The sequence below is a fragment of the Nocardia grenadensis genome, from assembly GCF_050942415.1.
In the GTDB taxonomy this organism is placed as follows: domain Bacteria; phylum Actinomycetota; class Actinomycetes; order Mycobacteriales; family Mycobacteriaceae; genus Nocardia; species Nocardia grenadensis.
On sequence record NZ_CP192054.1, the window covers coordinates 1,861,639 to 1,877,668 of the forward strand.

Below are 16,030 nucleotides of genomic sequence, written 5' to 3' on the forward strand. Positions count from 1 at the left end.
CGGCGAGGCCCTGACAGGGTCGAGGCCCGTCCCGCAGTTCAGGCCTCGAAGTGCATGCGCCGCAGGCGCGAGTCTCGAGGCCTGAACTGCGGGACCTTCCGGGGCCTCGACCCCGCGGCGCCGCAGGCGCCGCAAATAAACACAGCATCACAACAGCTGGCGGAGGCGGGCGCCCAGGGTGTCCCAGCGCCATTGGCGTTCGACGAAGGACCTTCCGGCGGTGCCCATTTCGGCGGCCGCGTCGCGGTCGGCGAGGATATCGGCGATCGCGTCGGCGACGTGGTCGGCGCGGCGGCCGTCCACCACTCGCCCGGTTTCACTGTCCAGCACCGTTTCCGGGGCACCGCCCGAAGTACCGGCCACCACGGGGACGCCGGTGGCCGAGGCCTCCAGGTAGACGATGCCGAGACCTTCCACATCGAGGCCGGCGCCGCGGGTGCGGGAGGGCATGGCGAATACGTCGGCGAGGGTGTGGTGGGCGGCGAGTTCGGCCGCGGGCACCCGGCCGGTGAACACCACGTCGTCGGTGAGGCCGAGGGCGTCGGCGAGGCCGCGCAGCCGGTCCTCGTAGGGGCCGCTGCCGGCGATCACGAGCACGGCGTCCGGGATTCGTTCCTTGATCCGGTGCATGGCGATCAGGAGTACGTCCTGGCCTTTGCGCGGGACCAGCCGGGACAGACAGAGCACAGTGGGCCGGTCGCCGAGACCGTAGCGCTTCCGCAGTTCGGCGCGAGCGGCCGGATCGGGACGGAAGGTTTCGGTGTCCACACCGGGCGGCAGGTATTCGAGGGCGGCATCGGGTCCGAACGCGGCGGCGAACCGGCGACGCGTGTATTTGCTGACATAGGTGACGACGTCGGTGTGGTCTCCGATGATCCGGAGCGCCTGCCGGGCGGCCGGCAGCATCGACCAGCCGACCTCGTGGCCGTGGGTGCTCGCCAGGGTCCGGTGGGCGCCGGCGCGGCGCAGCGGCGCGGCGAGTAGGGCCAGCGGTGCGGCCGCGCCGAACCACACCGATTCGCAGCCCTCGGCGCGCAGTACCTTTCGAGCGCGGCGCAGCACCGCGGGGGTGGGCAGCATGAGGGTGGTGGGGTGGCGGACCACCTGGAAGGGCTGTTTCGCGTCGAATCGGGTGTGGCTGTCCCCGCGCCACCGCGGTGCGTAGACGACCAGATCGTCCGGGGGCAGCTGCCCGGCCAGCGCCTGCAGATACGACTGGATACCGCCCGGCCGCGGCGGGAAATCATTGGTAACCAGCAGAGTTCGAGCCATGCGACCAACAGTATTGGCGTGCTGTCGACCGGGTCGCTCCGGGTGTCAGTAGCGCCGGGCGGAGTGGTATGGCGTGGAATCCATGGGGGCCACGGCCACCGGGACGCCGAAGGTCGACGCGTGCAGCATGAGCCCGTTTCCGGCGTAGATGCCGACGTGGGAGATGTCGTCGTAGAAGAAGACGACGTCGCCGGGCTGCAGTTCGTCGCGGCCCACGGGGGTGCCGTAGGCGGCCTGCGCCGAACTGGTGCGCGGCACGTCCTTGCCGACCTGCTTGAATGCCCACTGCACCAGGCCGGAGCAGTCGAACTGGTCGGGCCCGGTGGCACCCCAGACATAGGGATCGCCGACACGGGTGAGCCCGGCGGCCAGGGCGCTGGTGCCGCTGCCGGGTACCAGATCGCTCAGCAGGCTGTCGCGGTCGAATCCGGGTGGGAAGGGGGAGCCGGCCAGGGCGGCCCGGTCCGCGGTCGACAAACTGCCCCAGACTTCGATGACCCGCGCCACCGCGTTCTGCAGATCGGTCTGCTTGCGCCCGACATCGTCCCGCACGGTATTCGCCTGATCGGCGGCGGCGCGGGCGGTATCGGCGGCGGCACGGGCCGCGGATTGAGCGGTGGTCGCGGCGTCGGTGGCGCGTTTGTACTGCTTCAGCTGGTCGGAGGTCTGGGTGGCGATCACGTCCAGCGTGGACATCTGGTCCAGCAATTGCTGCGGTGAGTCGCTGACCAGGACCGAGAACAACCGGTTGGTGCGCGCGCCCTGATAGGCCGCGATGGCGGTGCGGTCGATCATCGGCCGGTACCGGGCCACCTCGTTGCGCGCGGCGTCGACGGCGGCTCCGGCTGCGGCGACCTTGGCGTCGGCGTCGCGCTGGACGGCCAGTTTCGCGTCGAGGTCGGCCTGCGCGGTGAGGGCCTGCTGATTGAGCTGTTCGGCCTGCCGGGACAGGTCGATCATCTGCTGGACCGCCTCGCTCGCCGAGGTCGGCGCAGGGACCGGATCGGCTCCCGCCGGGCCGCCGCCGTAGAGGGCCGCGGCCAGGAGCCCGGCCGCCAGAGCGGTGCGTGCCGGATGCCGGTCTCGCCTGTGGCCGGGCCCGCGACGCCGATCCCGCCGACGTCGTTGCCGCTGTTCGTGTCCTGCCACAGCCTGCCGTGCCCCGCTCTCCGTATGACGCTCTGTGCGAAGTAGCCCGTAAAGGTCTCGATTAGATTACGGACGGGCCCGCGGGGTGTCCAGTGTGATCCCGCGCGGTGATCCGGCCGACGGCCGGAGCCGGGCAGGTCCCGCCGGAGGCCCCGCGGGTGCCGCTCAGTAGCGCCGCGCGCCGGCGACCGGCATGGAGGAGATGGGAGCGACCGCGACCGGGGAGCCCGCGGTGGAGGCGTGCACGACATTGCCATCGCCGGCGTACAGGCCGGAGTGGCCGCCGCCGTAGAACGACACGACGTCGCCGGGCTGCAGAGCGTTCATCGACACGGGGGCACCCGAGGCGAGCTGCGCGTCGCTGGTGCGCGGTAGCTCGCGTCCGGCCTGTCTGTAGGACCACTGCACCAGGCCGGAGCAGTCGAAGGCGTTCGGGCCGGCCGCGCCGTAGACGTAGGGGGCGCCGACCTTCGAGAGCGCGGCGTCGAGCGCCAACTGGCCCGCGGTCTTGGTGGGGGTGACGAACGGCGGTGCGACCGCGGCGCCGGGCGCCTGCACGCCGGGAATGCCCGCCGGGATCGGGATCTCGTTGGGTACCTCGAAGGTGCCGAAGCCGTCGATGGTCACCGGCTGGGCGGCGGCCGGTGCGGCGGGGAGCAGGAGTGCGCCCAGGGTGGCAGCGCCGACGGCTCCGGTTACGGCTACGCGCCGTGCCTGTCGCTTGACGGTGTTGAACGCCATGATGCGGTCCTTCCGATCTCCCCCGCCCGGTCGCACCGCCGATGGCACGCCGAACTCCGCGAGGTCTCGAAAAGATTACGAACAGATCACGGCTATTTGTAAAGCCCCTGGGCTCGATAAACATGCGACCCGCAGCTTTCGCCTGGCAAATTGTGCGAGCGAAATCACAGGGTCGGGGCGAATCGCGCCGAGGTTACGTGGGGGTGAGGCGAGGATGTGCGGACGTCGCCCGTGGCGGGGTTGCCGGCAGCGGAATCGATCGTTTTTCCCAGTTCGAGCGGGCGGATCTCCCTGTGGGGACAGTGACTGCGCTGAGGCGTCCGTTCCGGTTTGCTCCGCCGCGACCTCCTGCTTTTGGATTCCATGACCATTTTCCACCGAACAGAGCAATTGAATAGCAAATGGACATTGAATGTGAACTGGGGCACAGTTCGGTGGTGAGTGGTCCTCCGACGGGGAATACGGACAGATTCGACGCCCATCTCGGGATCGCGCACTACGGTCCGGTACCGCGAACCTGTCGTATCCGGCCGGTAGCCTGCCGCCGTGTCCGAACCCGCCCCGCTGCCTGCCCGGCAACTGGCGTTCGACCAACTCGACACTCCGCTCTACGACACGACCTTCGTGGTGGTGGATCTGGAAACCACCGGCACCAGCCCGGCCGACGACGCGATCACCGAGATCGGCGCGGTCAAGGTACGCGGGGGCGAAGTGCTCGGTGAATTCGCGACCCTCGTCGATCCCGGACGGTCCATACCGGCGGCAGTCGTGCAGGTCACCGGTATCACCACCGCGATGGTGCGGGCCGCGCCACCCATCGAAGCGGTCCTGCCCGGATTCCTGGAGTTCGCCGCCGGCGCGGTCCTCGTCGCGCACAATGCCCGCTTCGATATGGGATTTCTCAAAGCTGCCGCGGCACGCACCGAGACCCCGTGGCCGCGCGCCCAAGTGGTGTGCACGGTCCGGCTCGCGCGGCGGGTGCTCGGCCGTGACGAGGCGCCGTCGGTACGGCTCGGGGTGCTCGCCCAGGTGCTCGGCGCGAGCACCACCCCGACCCATCGCGCGCTCGACGACGCCCGCGCCACCGTGGACGTCCTGCACGCGCTGATCGGCCGGGTGGGGAACCAGGGGGTACACAGCCTCACCGAACTGATCGACTATCTGCCCGAGGTCACCGCCGGGCAGCGGGCCAAACGCGCCCTCGCCGTCGACCTGCCCGCCGCGCCCGGTGTCTACCTCTTCCGGGGACCGTCGGACGAGGTCCTCTATATAGGCACCGCGGTGAATCTGCGCCGGCGGGTGCGCAGTTATTTCACCGGCTCGGAGACCCGGGGCCGGATCCGGGAGATGGTGCAGCTGGCCACCCGGGTCGATCATGTGGTGTGCGCGCACGGGCTGGAGGCCGGTGTCCGGGAGCTGCGGCTGCTAGTCGCGCATACCCCGCCCTACAACCGGCGGTCCAAATTCCCGAAACGCGCCTGGTGGATCGCGCTCACCGCCGAGGCCTTCCCGCGGCTGACGCTGGTGCGTGACCCCGGCGGTCCGGCGGTAGGCCCCTTCCACGCCCGTGCCGCGGCCGCCGAGATCGCCGCCACGTTGGCCGAGTACTGCGGTCTGCGTACCTGCACCACCCGCCTGTCCCGGACGGCCCTGCACACTTGCGCTCCGATGGCCGTCGGCGGTTGCCCGGCCGCGGCCCCCGAACCGCGGGCGGCGGCGGCCTACGCGGCGGCCCCCGCGGCCGCTCGTGCCCTGTTCACCGGCGCCGACGATGCCGCGGTCCTCACCCTGCTCGCCCGGATCGAGAATTACGCGGCGAACGAACAGTACGAATCCGCGGCGCGGCTGCGGGACCGGACCGCCGCCCTCATCCGCGCGCTACGCCGCACCCAGCGGCTGGCCGCAGTGGCCCGTCCCGCCGAACTGATCGTCGCGCATCCCGACGGCGCCGGCGGTTGGGAATTCGCCGTAATCCGGCACGGCCGGCTCGCCGGGGCGGGCACGGCCGCGCGCGGCATCCCGCCGATGCCGGTAGTCGAGCAGATCGTCGCCGCCGCGCAGACCGTACGCCCCACCGGGTCGGAACCCGGGGCGCCGGACCCGGACGAATTGCCCCTCACCGGCGCCGACCTCCGGCTACCGCCACTACTCGGCGCGTCCCCAGACGAGGTCGCGGTCATCGCCCGCTGGCTCGAACGCCCCGGTGCGCGGATCGTGCGCACCACCGACGGCTACGCCGAACCCGCCCACGGCGCGGGACGCTGGCTGGGTTGGGCCGAGGCAGCCGATACCGCCGCGGCTGCGGGCCGCGCTGCCGAGTCCTACGACGAACAACGCTCCTGAGGGCCGCGCGGCTGTGGTCTGGGGTTGTTCGCTGGATCAGCGCTTTGGTTGTGGGCCGGGTCGCGGATCGGCTCGTTCGAAAGCCGTGCGGACGATTTGCCTAGGCTGTTGCCATGATTACCGCCATCGTTCTGATCCAGGCCGACAACGGGCGTATTCCGGAGACCGCGCAGGCGGTGGCCGATACCGAGGGCGTGACCGAGGTGTACTCGTGCGCCGGTGACGTCGACCTGATCGCGCTGGTGCGGGTCAGGGACCACGAGGAGGTCGCCGAGGTGGTCACCGCGCGGATCGACAAGGTCGCCGGCGTGCAGCGCACGGTGACCCATATCGCGTTCAAATCGTATTCACGCGCCGATATCGAGGCCGGTTTCTCGATCGGCGAGTGAACCGGGGCGGGTCAGTCGTCGCCGAGAGCCCGGGTGAGCGCCGCCCAGCGGTCCAGCAGGGCGGCGGCCGCGCCGCTGTCGATCGCGGTGGCCGCACGTTCGATCCCGGCCATCAGCCGATCGTCGAGATCGGCTGCGGCGTCCGCGCCGCGGGACAGGTCGTAGGCGGTGAGGGCGGCGGCGGAGTTCACCAGGACGGCGTCGCGCACCGCACCGGGATCACCCGCCAGTACATCGCGGGCCACCCCCGCGTTCACCTCGGCGTCGCCGCCGCGCAGCTCGTCCAGGTGGACCCGGGGGATCCCAAGCCGAACCGGATCGATCACGGCCTCCCGGATCGCCCCGTCGGCGACCACGAAGACATCGGTGACATCGGAGGTGGTGATCTCGTCCAGGCCGTCGCGGCCGCGAACCACCAGCGCACCGGCGCCCCGCTCGGCGAACACCCCGGCAATGGTCGCCAGGAGGTCAGGGAACGCGCAGCCCACCAGACCGGCGCGCGGCTGGGCAGGATTGGTGAGCGGGCCCAGCACATTGAAGACGGTCGGGATCCCGATCTGTTTCCGGGCCGGGCCGGCGAAACGCAGACCCGAGTGGAACAGCGAAGCGAAGCAGAATCCGATACCGACCTCACGGACACAGCGCGCCACCGACTCGGGGCCCAGGGCCAGCTTCACCCCGAGGGCCTCGAGTACATCGGCGCCACCGCTCTTGGAGGACGCGGCCCGATTACCGTGCTTGACGACCGGCACCCCGGCTGCCGCGACCACGATCGAGGACATGGTGGATATGTTCACCGAACCCGAGCGATCGCCGCCGGTACCGACGATGTCCACCGCGTCGCCGTCGATTTTCACCAGCCGTGCGTGCCCGAGCATGCCGCGGGCCATACCGCCCAGCTCGGCGGGGGTGGGGCCCTTGATCTTCATCGCCACCCCGAACGCGGCGATCTGCGCCGCGGTGGAGTTGTCGGTGAAGATCTCGTCGATCACCCAGGTCGTATCGTCCGCGGTGAGGTCCTGTCCGTCGGCGAGCGCCCCGAGCATCTGGGGCCAGCTGCGCACGCTCATCTCAATCTCCTCGTCGCACCGATATCTGTGACCGAACGGTTGTGCAACACCCTAAACCGCCTACTGCCGGGCGCACCGCACGACGTCATCGGCGCTGTTGGCGGGGTCTGCGCGGCAGGGGAGCGGCCGACACGCCGCACCGCCGTGAGAGACGCACGGCGCCGGTCGATCACGACACGGCCGATCAAGTTTGGAACCCGACTTCGACTGTCGTACTACGAAGAGTCATACTTACCCCCGTGACGACCGCAGTAGGTACCTCAGGATCGGCCATAACCCAGCGTGTGCATTCGCTGAACCGGCCCAACATGGTCAGCGTCGGTACCATCATCTGGCTGTCCAGCGAGCTGATGTTCTTCGCCGGCCTCTTCGCGATGTACTTCGTCGCGCGAAGTCAGGCTCCGGAGTGGCCGATGCCGCCGACGGAGCTGAACCTCGGCCTGGCCATCCCGGTGACCGCGGTCCTGATCGCCTCGTCGTTCACCTGTCAGATGGGTGTGTTCGCGGCCGAGCGCGGTGACGTCTTCGGATTGCGCCGCTGGTACGTCCTCACCTTCTTCATGGGCCTGTTCTTCGTGCTCGGTCAGGGCTACGAGTACATCCACCTGGTGGAGCATGGGACGTCGATCTCCGGCAGCTCCTACGGTTCGGTGTTCTACATCACCACCGGGTTCCACGGCCTGCACGTCATCGGCGGTCTGATCGCGTTCCTGTTCCTGCTCGCGCGCACCGCGATGAGCAAGTTCACCCCGGCTCAGGCCACCGCCGCGATCGTCGTCTCGTACTACTGGCACTTCGTCGACATCGTCTGGATCGGGCTGTTCGCCGTGATCTATTTCGTCCAGTGACGCCGGCCGGCATCCGAGTGTCAGCGCCGGAGGAGGTATCGCAGCGTCACCACGCAGGCGTAGCTCGGGCGCCCCAGCCAACACTGCCCACCACGGTTCCGTCTACTCCAAAGGGACACAGATGAGTTCATCGCCCCCGACAGCGCCAGCGCCCGCCAGCGGTGGGCACGGCGAGGCCAGCAAAAAGCGCAGGCAGCGCCGCGTCCGCCGACGGATAGCGGGTGGCCTCGCGCTCATGGTGGGTCTCGTCGGAGCCGGTTTCCTCGCCTCGGCGCTCACCCCCGAGCCGCAGGTGGCCACGGCCAACGAAGACTCGGTGGCGCTTATCCGCGAAGGTCAGCAGCTGTACGAGACCTCCTGCGTCACCTGCCACGGCGCCAACCTGCAGGGTGTACCCGACCGTGGTCCCGGCCTTATCGGTGTCGGCGAGGCAGCCGTCTACTTCCAGGTCTCCACCGGGCGTATGCCGATGGCCCGCAACGAAGCGCAGGCCTCGCGCAAACCCGCCAAATTCGACGCGCACCAGACCGACGCACTCGGCGCCTATGTCGCGGCCAACGGCGGCGGCCCGACGGTGGTGCGCGACGCCAACGGTGAGATCGCCCAGGAATCGCTGCGTGGCGGCGATATCGGCCGCGGTAGTGAGCTGTTCCGGATGAACTGCGCGTCCTGCCACAACTTCACCGGCCGCGGTGGCGCACTGTCCTCGGGTAAGTTCGCCCCGCCGCTGGAGCCGGCCTCCGAGCAGCAGATCTACACCGCCATGGTCACCGGCCCGCAGAACATGCCGAAATTCTCCGACCGGCAGCTCTCGCCGGAGGAGAAGCGCGACATCATCGCCTACGTCAAGGACGCGGCCGAGGCGAAGCCGCCGGGCGGCTGGGGCCTGGGTGGCTTCGGTCCCGCGACCGAAGGTCTGGTCATGTGGACCGTCGGCATCGTGGCCGTGGTCGGTGCGGCGATCTGGATCGGATCACGGACATGACCGGGTCAGCGCCCGGAGGCGGCAGCTTGCGTAGCCACGGAGGGCGTCCGGGCATGTCCCAATGGAAGGGCGCTTGCCATGAGTGAAGAACAGGAGCGAAACGAGATGGGTCGCCTGGACAAAGATTCCGCGGCCGCGACCCCGGCGGAACCGACCGAGGCCGAACTGGACGCGATGTCGCGGGAAGAGCTGGTCGCCCTCGGCACCGCCCGCGACGGCGTGGAGGTCGCCTACCGCCGGGAACGCTGGCCGGTGCCGGGCACCCGGGCCGAGAAGCGGGCCGAACGGCAGGTCGCGCTGTGGTTCGCGATCTCCGGTCTGGCCGCGGCCGCCCTGGTGGGTGTCTTCCTGTTCTGGCCCTGGCAGTACAAGGGCAAGGAAGACGACGGGCACGGCCTGTACTCGCTCACCACTCCGCTCTATGGTCTGACCTTCGGTATCTCGATCCTCGCCATCGGTATCGCCGTGGTGCTGATCCGGAAGAAGTTCATTCCCGCGGAACTGTCGGTCCAGGACCGGCACGACGGCAAGTCCAGCGAGGTCGACCGGCGCACGCTGGCGGCCGAACTGGGCGACGCCCTCGACACCTCCACCCTGGGCCGCCGCAAGCTCATCACCCGGACCGCCGGCGCGGGCGTCGGTATCCTCGGCATCGGCGCGCTGCTGGTGTTCGTGGGCGGCATGGTGAAGAACCCGTGGGCGCAGCGTGAGAAGTCACCGCTGTGGGTGTCGGGCTGGACCCCGGACTACCCGGGCGAAACCGTCTACATCCGGCGCGACACCGGCCGTCCGCAGGACGTCGTGCTGGTTCGTCCCGAGGATCTGGACGCGGGCGCCATGGAGACGGTCTTCCCGTGGAAAGAATCCTGGCGTGGCGACGAGCATGCCACCCTGCAGTCGCTGCGCGGTATCCGCAACGCCGTGATGCTCATCCGGCTGCGCACCGAGGACGCGAAGAACGCGATCAAACGTAAGGGTCAGGAAAGCTTCAACTTCGGCGACTACTTCGCCTACTCGAAGATCTGCACCCACCTCGGCTGCCCGACCTCGTTGTTCGAACAGCAGACCAACCGGATCCTGTGCCCCTGCCATCAGTCGCAGTTCTCCGCGACCGAATGGGGCAAGCCGATCTTCGGTCCTGCCGCCCGGGCGCTGCCGCAGTTGCCGATCACCGTAAACTCAGAGGGGTACCTGGTCGCCAACGGTGACTTCATCGAACCCCTCGGCCCGGCCTTCTGGGAGCGTCGATCATGAGTGCTGGAGAGGCTGTCGGCCGCAAACTTGCGGCACAAGCCAACGAAGTGGACGAGCGCTATCGCGCCGCCGCCTTCATGAAGCGATCGATCAACAAGGTGTTCCCCACCCATTGGTCGTTCCTGCTGGGTGAGATCGCGCTGTACGCGTTCATCATCCTGCTGCTGTCGGGTGTGTACCTGACGCTGTACTTCGACCCGTCGATGGCGCACGTCACCTATGACGGTGCCTACCAGCCGCTGCGCGGTGTCGGTATGTCGCGGGCCTACGAGACCGCCCTCAACATCTCCTTCGAGGTGCGCGGGGGTCTGTTCGTCCGGCAGGTGCACCACTGGGCGGCCCTGCTGTTCGCGGCCTCGATCATCATCCACCTGTTCCGCATCTTCTTCACCGGAGCGTTCCGTAAGCCGCGTGAGGCGAACTGGGTGATCGGTTCGCTGCTGCTGATAATGGCGATGTTCGAAGGCTTCTTCGGTTACTCGCTGCCCGACGACCTGCTGTCGGGTACCGGTCTGCGGGCCGCGTTCTCCGGTATCACCATCGGCGTTCCGGTGGTGGGCACCTGGCTGCACTGGCTGATGTTCGGCGGCGACTTCCCCGGTGAGATCATCATCCCGCGCCTCTACATCGCGCACGTGCTGTTGTTCCCGGGCATCATGCTGGCGCTCATCGCGGCGCACGTGGCCATCGTCTGGTATCAGAAGCACACCCAGTTCCCGGGGCCGGGGCGCACCGAGAACAATGTGGTCGGCGCCCGTATCGTCCCGGTGTTCGCCGCGGACCAGGGCGCGTTCTTCGCCTTCACCCTGGGCTTCGTGGCGGTCATGGGCGGCGTGCTGCAGATCAACCCGATCTGGAACCTGGGCCCGTACAACCCGTCGCAGGTCTCGGCCGGTTCCCAGCCCGACTTCTACATGATGTGGACCGACGGTCTGGCCCGTCTGATGCCGCCGTGGGAGCTGTACCTGGGCCGCTACACCGTGCCCGCGGTGTTCTGGGTCGCGCTGGTCATGGGCCTGGTGTTCATGGTGTTGATCGCCTACCCGTGGATCGAGAAGAGGCTGACCGGCGATACGGCGCGGCACAATCTGCTGCAGCGTCCGCGTGACGTTCCGGTCCGTACCGCGATCGGTGCGATGGCCATCACCTTCTACGTGGTGCTCACGCTGTCCTGTGTCAACGACATCCTGGCGCTCAAGTTCGACATCTCGTTGAACGCGACCACCTGGATCGGCCGTATCGGCCTGCTCGTCGCGCCGCCGCTGGCGTACTTCATCGCCTACCGGTTCTGCATCGGTCTGCAGCGCAGCGACCGCGCGGTCCTCGAGCACGGTATCGAGACCGGTGTGATCAAGCGCCTGCCGCACGGCGAGTACATCGAGGTGCACCAGCCGCTGGGTCCGGTGGATGCGCACGGCCACCCGCTCCCGCTGGAATACCAGGGTGCCGTGGTGCCCAAGAAGATGAACCAGCTGGGTTCGGCCGGACAGCCGGGTACCGGCAGCTTCCTGCGGCCCGACCCGCGCGGGGAGAGCGAACAGCATTTCGCGAACGAGCTGGAAGAAGAGCACAGGCAGATCGCTGTACTCAAACGAGTGCAGGAGGAAGGCCGCTCGAACGGCGATAACGGGCAGCACGGGCACTGACCCGAACCGCACCGCACACAGGCCCCCTGGTACCAGGGGGCCTGTGTCTTTTCCAGGAGCCGGGCGGAACCCGGCCGGCTGCTACCGGGCGAGCCTGCGAGCTGCCTCGATGGCCTCGAATTTGGCGAGATTGTGCCGTGCGTCGGCCAGCGCGTCGTGGGCGTCCCGGGGCGGCGGCGGCAATTCCGGCCGACCGTGCGCCTCCCAGTGCTGGCGCAACTCGTTGGTGTAGCGGGGCATCGCCGAGGGCAGATCCACCATCGACCCCCACAGCTGGCACAGCACCACATGGTCGTAGGCGCCGACCCACGCCCACAATTCCGGCGCCACGGTAGGCCGCGGAATCAGGAAGCGGTAGACATCCTCGCGGATCTGCTCTCTGGTCCGCCACAGCGGAGAGGTCTCCGGCGGCAGCTTCGGCAGCACATATCTGTTGACCCAGGGACCTGCACGGCCGGCGTCGAACTCCGAGGACACGGCGTAGAACTCGCGCCCGTCCTCACAGACGAACGCGATCGACACCAGATCGATCACACGGCCGTCCTCGATGAACTCCGCATCGTAGAAGTATCTCAAAAGGTGGGTTCCCATCGGCTGCGAACAAGTGATCCGAGCCTACCCAGGCCGGATGACCGGCAGATCCCCGCACGGCCGCCCTCCACCCGCAGGTCACCAGGGCCCGACCGGCCCTGCCGGAGGCGGGGCGATAAACCCGGCAAAGTATCCTGGACGGGTGAACTGGACCGTCGACGTTCCCATCGACCGTTTGCCCGAGCTTCCGCCGTTGCCCAGTGACCTGCGGAAACGTCTCGACGAGGCGCTCTCGCGCCCGGCACTGCAGCAGCCGTCCTGGGACCCGGACCAGGCGGCGAACATGCGCACGGTGCTGGAGAGCGTGCCGCCGATCTGTGTACCCGCGGAGGTCGACGAACTGCGGGAGCGGCTCGCCGAGGTCGCGCGCGGTGAGGCATTTCTCATGCAGGGTGGGGACTGCGCGGAAACCTTCGCCGACAATACCGAGCCGCACATCCGTGGCAATATCCGGACGCTGCTGCAGATGGCTGTGGTGCTCACCTACGGGGCCAGCCTGCCGGTGGTCAAGGTCGCGCGGATCGCGGGACAGTACGCCAAACCCCGCTCCTCCGACACCGACGCGCTCGGTCTGAAGTCCTACCGCGGCGATATGGTCAACTCCCTGGTCGCCGAGAGCACCGTCCGGGAACACGACCCGTCCCGCCTGGTCCGCGCCTACGCCAACGCCAGCGCCGCGATGAACCTGGTCCGAGCGCTGACCAATGCCGGAATGGCCGATCTGCACAAGGTGCACGACTGGAACCGGGATTTCGTCGCGCAGTCGCCGGCCGGTGCGCGTTACGAGGCGCTCGCCGGAGAAATCGATCGCGGTCTGCGTTTCATGACCGCCTGCCGGGTCAACGACCCCAGCCTGCAGTCGGCCCGGATCTATGCCTCCCATGAGGCCCTGGTCCTGGACTACGAGCGCGCCATGCTGCGACTCGCGCACAACTCGGTCGGCGACCCGGTCCTCTACGACCTGTCCGCGCATTTCCTGTGGATCGGCGAGCGCACCCGCCAGCTGGACGGTGCGCATATCGCCTTCGCCGAGCTGCTGTCCAACCCCATCGGCCTGAAGATCGGGCCATCCACCACCCCGGAACAAGCGGTGGAGTATGTGGAACGGCTCGACCCGAACAACGAACCCGGCCGGTTGACCCTGGTCTCGCGGATGGGCAATACGAAGGTCCGCGAGATCCTGCCGTCGATCGTGCAGAAGGTCCAGTCGACCGGTCACCAGGTGATCTGGCAGTGCGACCCGATGCACGGCAACACCTACGAATCCTCGACCGGTTTCAAGACTCGGCACTTCGACCGCATAGTCGACGAGGTCCAGGGCTTCTTCGAGGTCCACCACGCCCTCGGCACCCACCCGGGCGGCCTGCACATCGAACTGACCGGTGAGGATGTGACGGAATGCCTGGGTGGGGCCCAGGACATCTCCGACCTCGATCTGTCCGGGCGGTACGAGACGGCCTGCGATCCGCGATTGAACACCCAGCAGTCGCTGGAACTGTCCTTCCTGGTCGCGGAGATGCTGCGTTAGTTGGCGGTGCCTCCGGCGCCGTGGGGTCGAGACACCCTTGTGTCTCGCCGTTTCGGCCTCGGGGCTCGAGCCTTCGGCTCATGCTGGACCGTCCATAGAGCGCGACCACGGAGCACCTCCGGCCGAGGGGCGAGGACTCAACCCTTCGAGGTGTCTCGCAACACTCGACGCGTGCGGGTTGCGTCGGCTTGGACGTCCAGGGCTCGCGCGCACTGGAGACCACTGTCGCGGTTGCCGGCTGCCGACTGAGCGTGGTCTGTCAGGGGAAGGCAACAATTGTGACCGTCGCGCCGGGCTCGACGTTGGCGTTCGCGGGTGGGTTCTGGGAAACCACGGCCGAGGAATCCAGCGGCGCCAACTGTCGGACCTGGACCGTCAGGCCGAGGGATTCCAGCGTATGGCGGGCTTCGGAGACCTTTTTCCCCGTGACCGAGGGCATGGTGACGGCTTCGCAGATCAGTAGGGTGACCGAGGAGCCGGCATCGACGGTGGTGCCGACCGCGGGGTCGGTGCCGATGACCCGGCCGGTTTCGACGAGTTTGTCGTAGACGGGGCGTTCGCCGCCGACCGTGAGTCCGAGGTCGGTGAGTTTCTGCCGCGCTTCGTCGGGGGTGTCGGCGCGCAGGTCGGGGAGCTGGACGGGTTTGGATCCGTTGCTTTTCCAGACCTGTACACGGGCGCCGGCGGGGAGGACGGTGCCCGGGCCGGGATCGATACGGGCCACTGTTCCCTCGGGTGCGGTGCTGGCGACCTCGCCGCCGTCGACGGGCTGGAGGCCCTGGTCGCGGATCAGTTGCTGGACCTCGTCCCAGTCGGCGCCGGGGGAGACCGCGGGGACCTGGGGTTTGCCGCTGGAGATCAGGATGTCGACCGTGGAGCCCTTGGTCTCGCGCGCACCCGGGCCCGGATCGGTGCCCACGACGCCGCCGATGGGAACGGTATCGGAGGCCTTGTTCCGGGTGCTGGTCTCGAATCCGGCGTCCTGGAGTTCGGCGGTGGCGTTCTGGGCCGTCATACCGGCGACGGACGGGACGGTGGCGTAGCGGCCCATGCCGAGCCACCAGCCGCCGATACCGACCAGCAGGGTGAGTACGACCACCATGGCGGCCCAGATCATGCCGTTGCGCCGATGGTGGGCCCGGCTCTCCTGATAAGCGCTGTACTGCGTGGGCTGCTGAGGCGGAATGTAGGTGGGCGGGGGTGGTTCGGCCCGGGGGCGGACCGTGGTGACCATCCGGGTGGCCTGGGGCCCGCCGACCGCGGCGGGCTCGGGTACGGGCGGAGTGACCGGAAGGCGGGCACTGGTGTGTTCGGCCGAGTCCTGGGGGGCGGGGACCCGGTAGGCGGGCAGCTCCAGGCGGGCGGCGATGGCCCGCAGTTCGGCGACCATCTCACCGGCGTCGGCGAATCGGTGCCCGGGTTCGCGGGCGGTCGCCCGGGCGACCAGCCGGTCGAATTCGGGCGGGACGCCGGCGATGAACTCGCTGGGGCTCGGTACGTCGTTCTCCACCCGCTGGTAGGCCACCGACAGGGAATTGTCGCCGGTGAACGGCACCCGGCCGGTGAGCAGTTCGAAGATCAGGATCCCGAAGGCGTACACATCGCTGCGGGCGTCGGCGCTACCGGAGGTGACCTGCTCCGGCGAGAGGTAAGCCGCGGTGCCCAGGATGACGCTGGCCGAGGTGGTGTTGGCCGCGGCCACCGCGCGCACCAGACCGAAATCGGCGATCTTGACATCGCCGGAATCGGAGATCAGCACGTTCTCCGGTTTCACATCGCGATGCACCAGCCCGGCGGCGTGCGCGACGCCGATCGCGGCCAGGACCGGTTCGGCGACCGCGCGGACCGCGTGCGGCGGCATCGGGCCGCGCTCGCGCAGCAGTTCACGCAGGGTGCCGCCCTGGACCAGCTCCATGACCAGGAACGGGTACTCGCCGTCCGTGCCCTGGTCGTAGACCTCGACGAGGGCGGGGTGTTTGAGACCGGCGACGGCCCGGGCCTCGAATTCGAAACGGCTGAGGAACTGGGGGTCGCCGGAAAACTTGGGATCCATCACCTTGATGGCGACCTGGCGGCCCAGCCGGGTGTCGACCCCGCGGAACACCATCGACATCCCACCGCGGGCGATCGGCGCGTCGATCCGGTAGCGCCGATCCAGTACGGCGCCGATCAATTCTGCTCCGGCTGTCACGAACCTCTCCACTTTCCTACCGT

At 68.7% G+C, this 16,030-nt stretch carries 13 protein-coding genes; 7 read left to right on the forward strand and 6 right to left on the reverse strand.

Translation table 11 applies throughout. The annotated features are described in order from the left end of the window. Window positions 1–147 precede the first annotated feature (147 nt). The 3 genes from ACQPYS_RS08410 to ACQPYS_RS08420 form a co-directional block, all read right to left on the reverse strand. Window positions 148–1,272, reverse strand: coding sequence for a glycosyltransferase family 4 protein (locus ACQPYS_RS08410; protein ID WP_433492227.1), 1,125 nt, complete (start codon window positions 1,270–1,272; stop codon window positions 148–150). A 45-nt stretch (window positions 1,273–1,317) separates the two neighbouring features. After that, complete coding sequence (locus ACQPYS_RS08415) at window positions 1,318–2,232, reverse strand: NlpC/P60 family protein (RefSeq protein WP_433492228.1); 915 nt, start codon at window positions 2,230–2,232, stop codon at window positions 1,318–1,320. A gap of 354 nt (window positions 2,233–2,586) precedes the next feature. Then, a complete protein-coding gene (locus ACQPYS_RS08420; protein ID WP_063036617.1) occupies window positions 2,587–3,162 on the reverse strand; it encodes a C40 family peptidase in 576 nt (191 codons plus the stop codon). A gap of 546 nt (window positions 3,163–3,708) precedes the next feature. On the opposite strand from ACQPYS_RS08420, the gene ACQPYS_RS08425 reads away from it, so the two are divergent. Both ACQPYS_RS08425 and ACQPYS_RS08430 read left to right on the forward strand, forming a co-directional pair. Beyond that, a complete protein-coding gene (locus ACQPYS_RS08425; RefSeq protein WP_433492229.1) occupies window positions 3,709–5,505 on the forward strand; it encodes a DEDD exonuclease domain-containing protein in 1,797 nt (598 codons plus the stop codon). A 113-nt stretch (window positions 5,506–5,618) separates the two neighbouring features. Continuing rightward, window positions 5,619–5,894, forward strand: a complete 276-nt coding sequence (locus ACQPYS_RS08430) for an Lrp/AsnC family transcriptional regulator (protein WP_030523878.1) — start codon at window positions 5,619–5,621, stop codon at window positions 5,892–5,894. An 11-nt stretch (window positions 5,895–5,905) separates the two neighbouring features. Here the strand turns inward: ACQPYS_RS08430 and trpD are convergent, their stop codons facing one another. Next, complete coding sequence (gene trpD / locus ACQPYS_RS08435; RefSeq protein ID WP_431941560.1) at window positions 5,906–6,964, reverse strand: anthranilate phosphoribosyltransferase; 1,059 nt, start codon at window positions 6,962–6,964, stop codon at window positions 5,906–5,908. Window positions 6,965–7,203: 239 nt separating this feature from the next. Here trpD and ctaE point away from each other — a divergent pair, with 239 nt between their 5' ends. The 4 genes from ctaE (at window position 7,204) to qcrB (ending at window position 11,697) form a co-directional block, all read left to right on the forward strand. Further along, window positions 7,204–7,812 carry an aa3-type cytochrome oxidase subunit III gene (ctaE, locus tag ACQPYS_RS08440; protein ID WP_063036538.1) on the forward strand — a complete coding sequence of 203 codons (609 nt, stop codon included), beginning with the start codon at window positions 7,204–7,206 and terminating at the stop codon, window positions 7,810–7,812. 121 nt (window positions 7,813–7,933) lie between these two features. Beyond that, the gene (gene qcrC / locus ACQPYS_RS08445; RefSeq protein WP_431941559.1) at window positions 7,934–8,797 is read left to right on the forward strand and encodes a cytochrome bc1 complex diheme cytochrome c subunit; all 864 of its coding nucleotides are present in this window, start codon (window positions 7,934–7,936) and stop codon (window positions 8,795–8,797) included. Window positions 8,798–8,902: 105 nt separating this feature from the next. Further along, window positions 8,903–10,051 (forward strand): cytochrome bc1 complex Rieske iron-sulfur subunit, encoded by a 1,149-nt coding sequence (gene qcrA / locus ACQPYS_RS08450; protein WP_433492994.1) that lies wholly within the window; start codon window positions 8,903–8,905, stop codon window positions 10,049–10,051. Continuing rightward, entirely contained in the window at window positions 10,048–11,697 is a 1,650-nt protein-coding gene (gene qcrB / locus ACQPYS_RS08455) for a cytochrome bc1 complex cytochrome b subunit (protein WP_431941558.1), read from the forward strand. Before qcrA ends, qcrB begins: the two co-directional genes overlap by 4 nt. A gap of 81 nt (window positions 11,698–11,778) precedes the next feature. Here the strand turns inward: qcrB and ACQPYS_RS08460 are convergent, their stop codons facing one another. Continuing rightward, a complete protein-coding gene (locus tag ACQPYS_RS08460) occupies window positions 11,779–12,273 on the reverse strand; it encodes a polyadenylate-specific 3'-exoribonuclease AS (protein WP_063036613.1) in 495 nt (164 codons plus the stop codon). 157 nt (window positions 12,274–12,430) lie between these two features. On the opposite strand from ACQPYS_RS08460, the gene ACQPYS_RS08465 reads away from it, so the two are divergent. Beyond that, a complete protein-coding gene (locus ACQPYS_RS08465; RefSeq protein WP_433492230.1) occupies window positions 12,431–13,816 on the forward strand; it encodes a class II 3-deoxy-7-phosphoheptulonate synthase in 1,386 nt (461 codons plus the stop codon). 259 nt (window positions 13,817–14,075) lie between these two features. On the opposite strand, the gene pknB is transcribed toward ACQPYS_RS08465, so the two are convergent. Beyond that, complete coding sequence (gene pknB / locus ACQPYS_RS08470) at window positions 14,076–15,989, reverse strand: Stk1 family PASTA domain-containing Ser/Thr kinase (protein WP_433492995.1); 1,914 nt, start codon at window positions 15,987–15,989, stop codon at window positions 14,076–14,078. Window positions 15,990–16,030 lie beyond the last annotated feature (41 nt).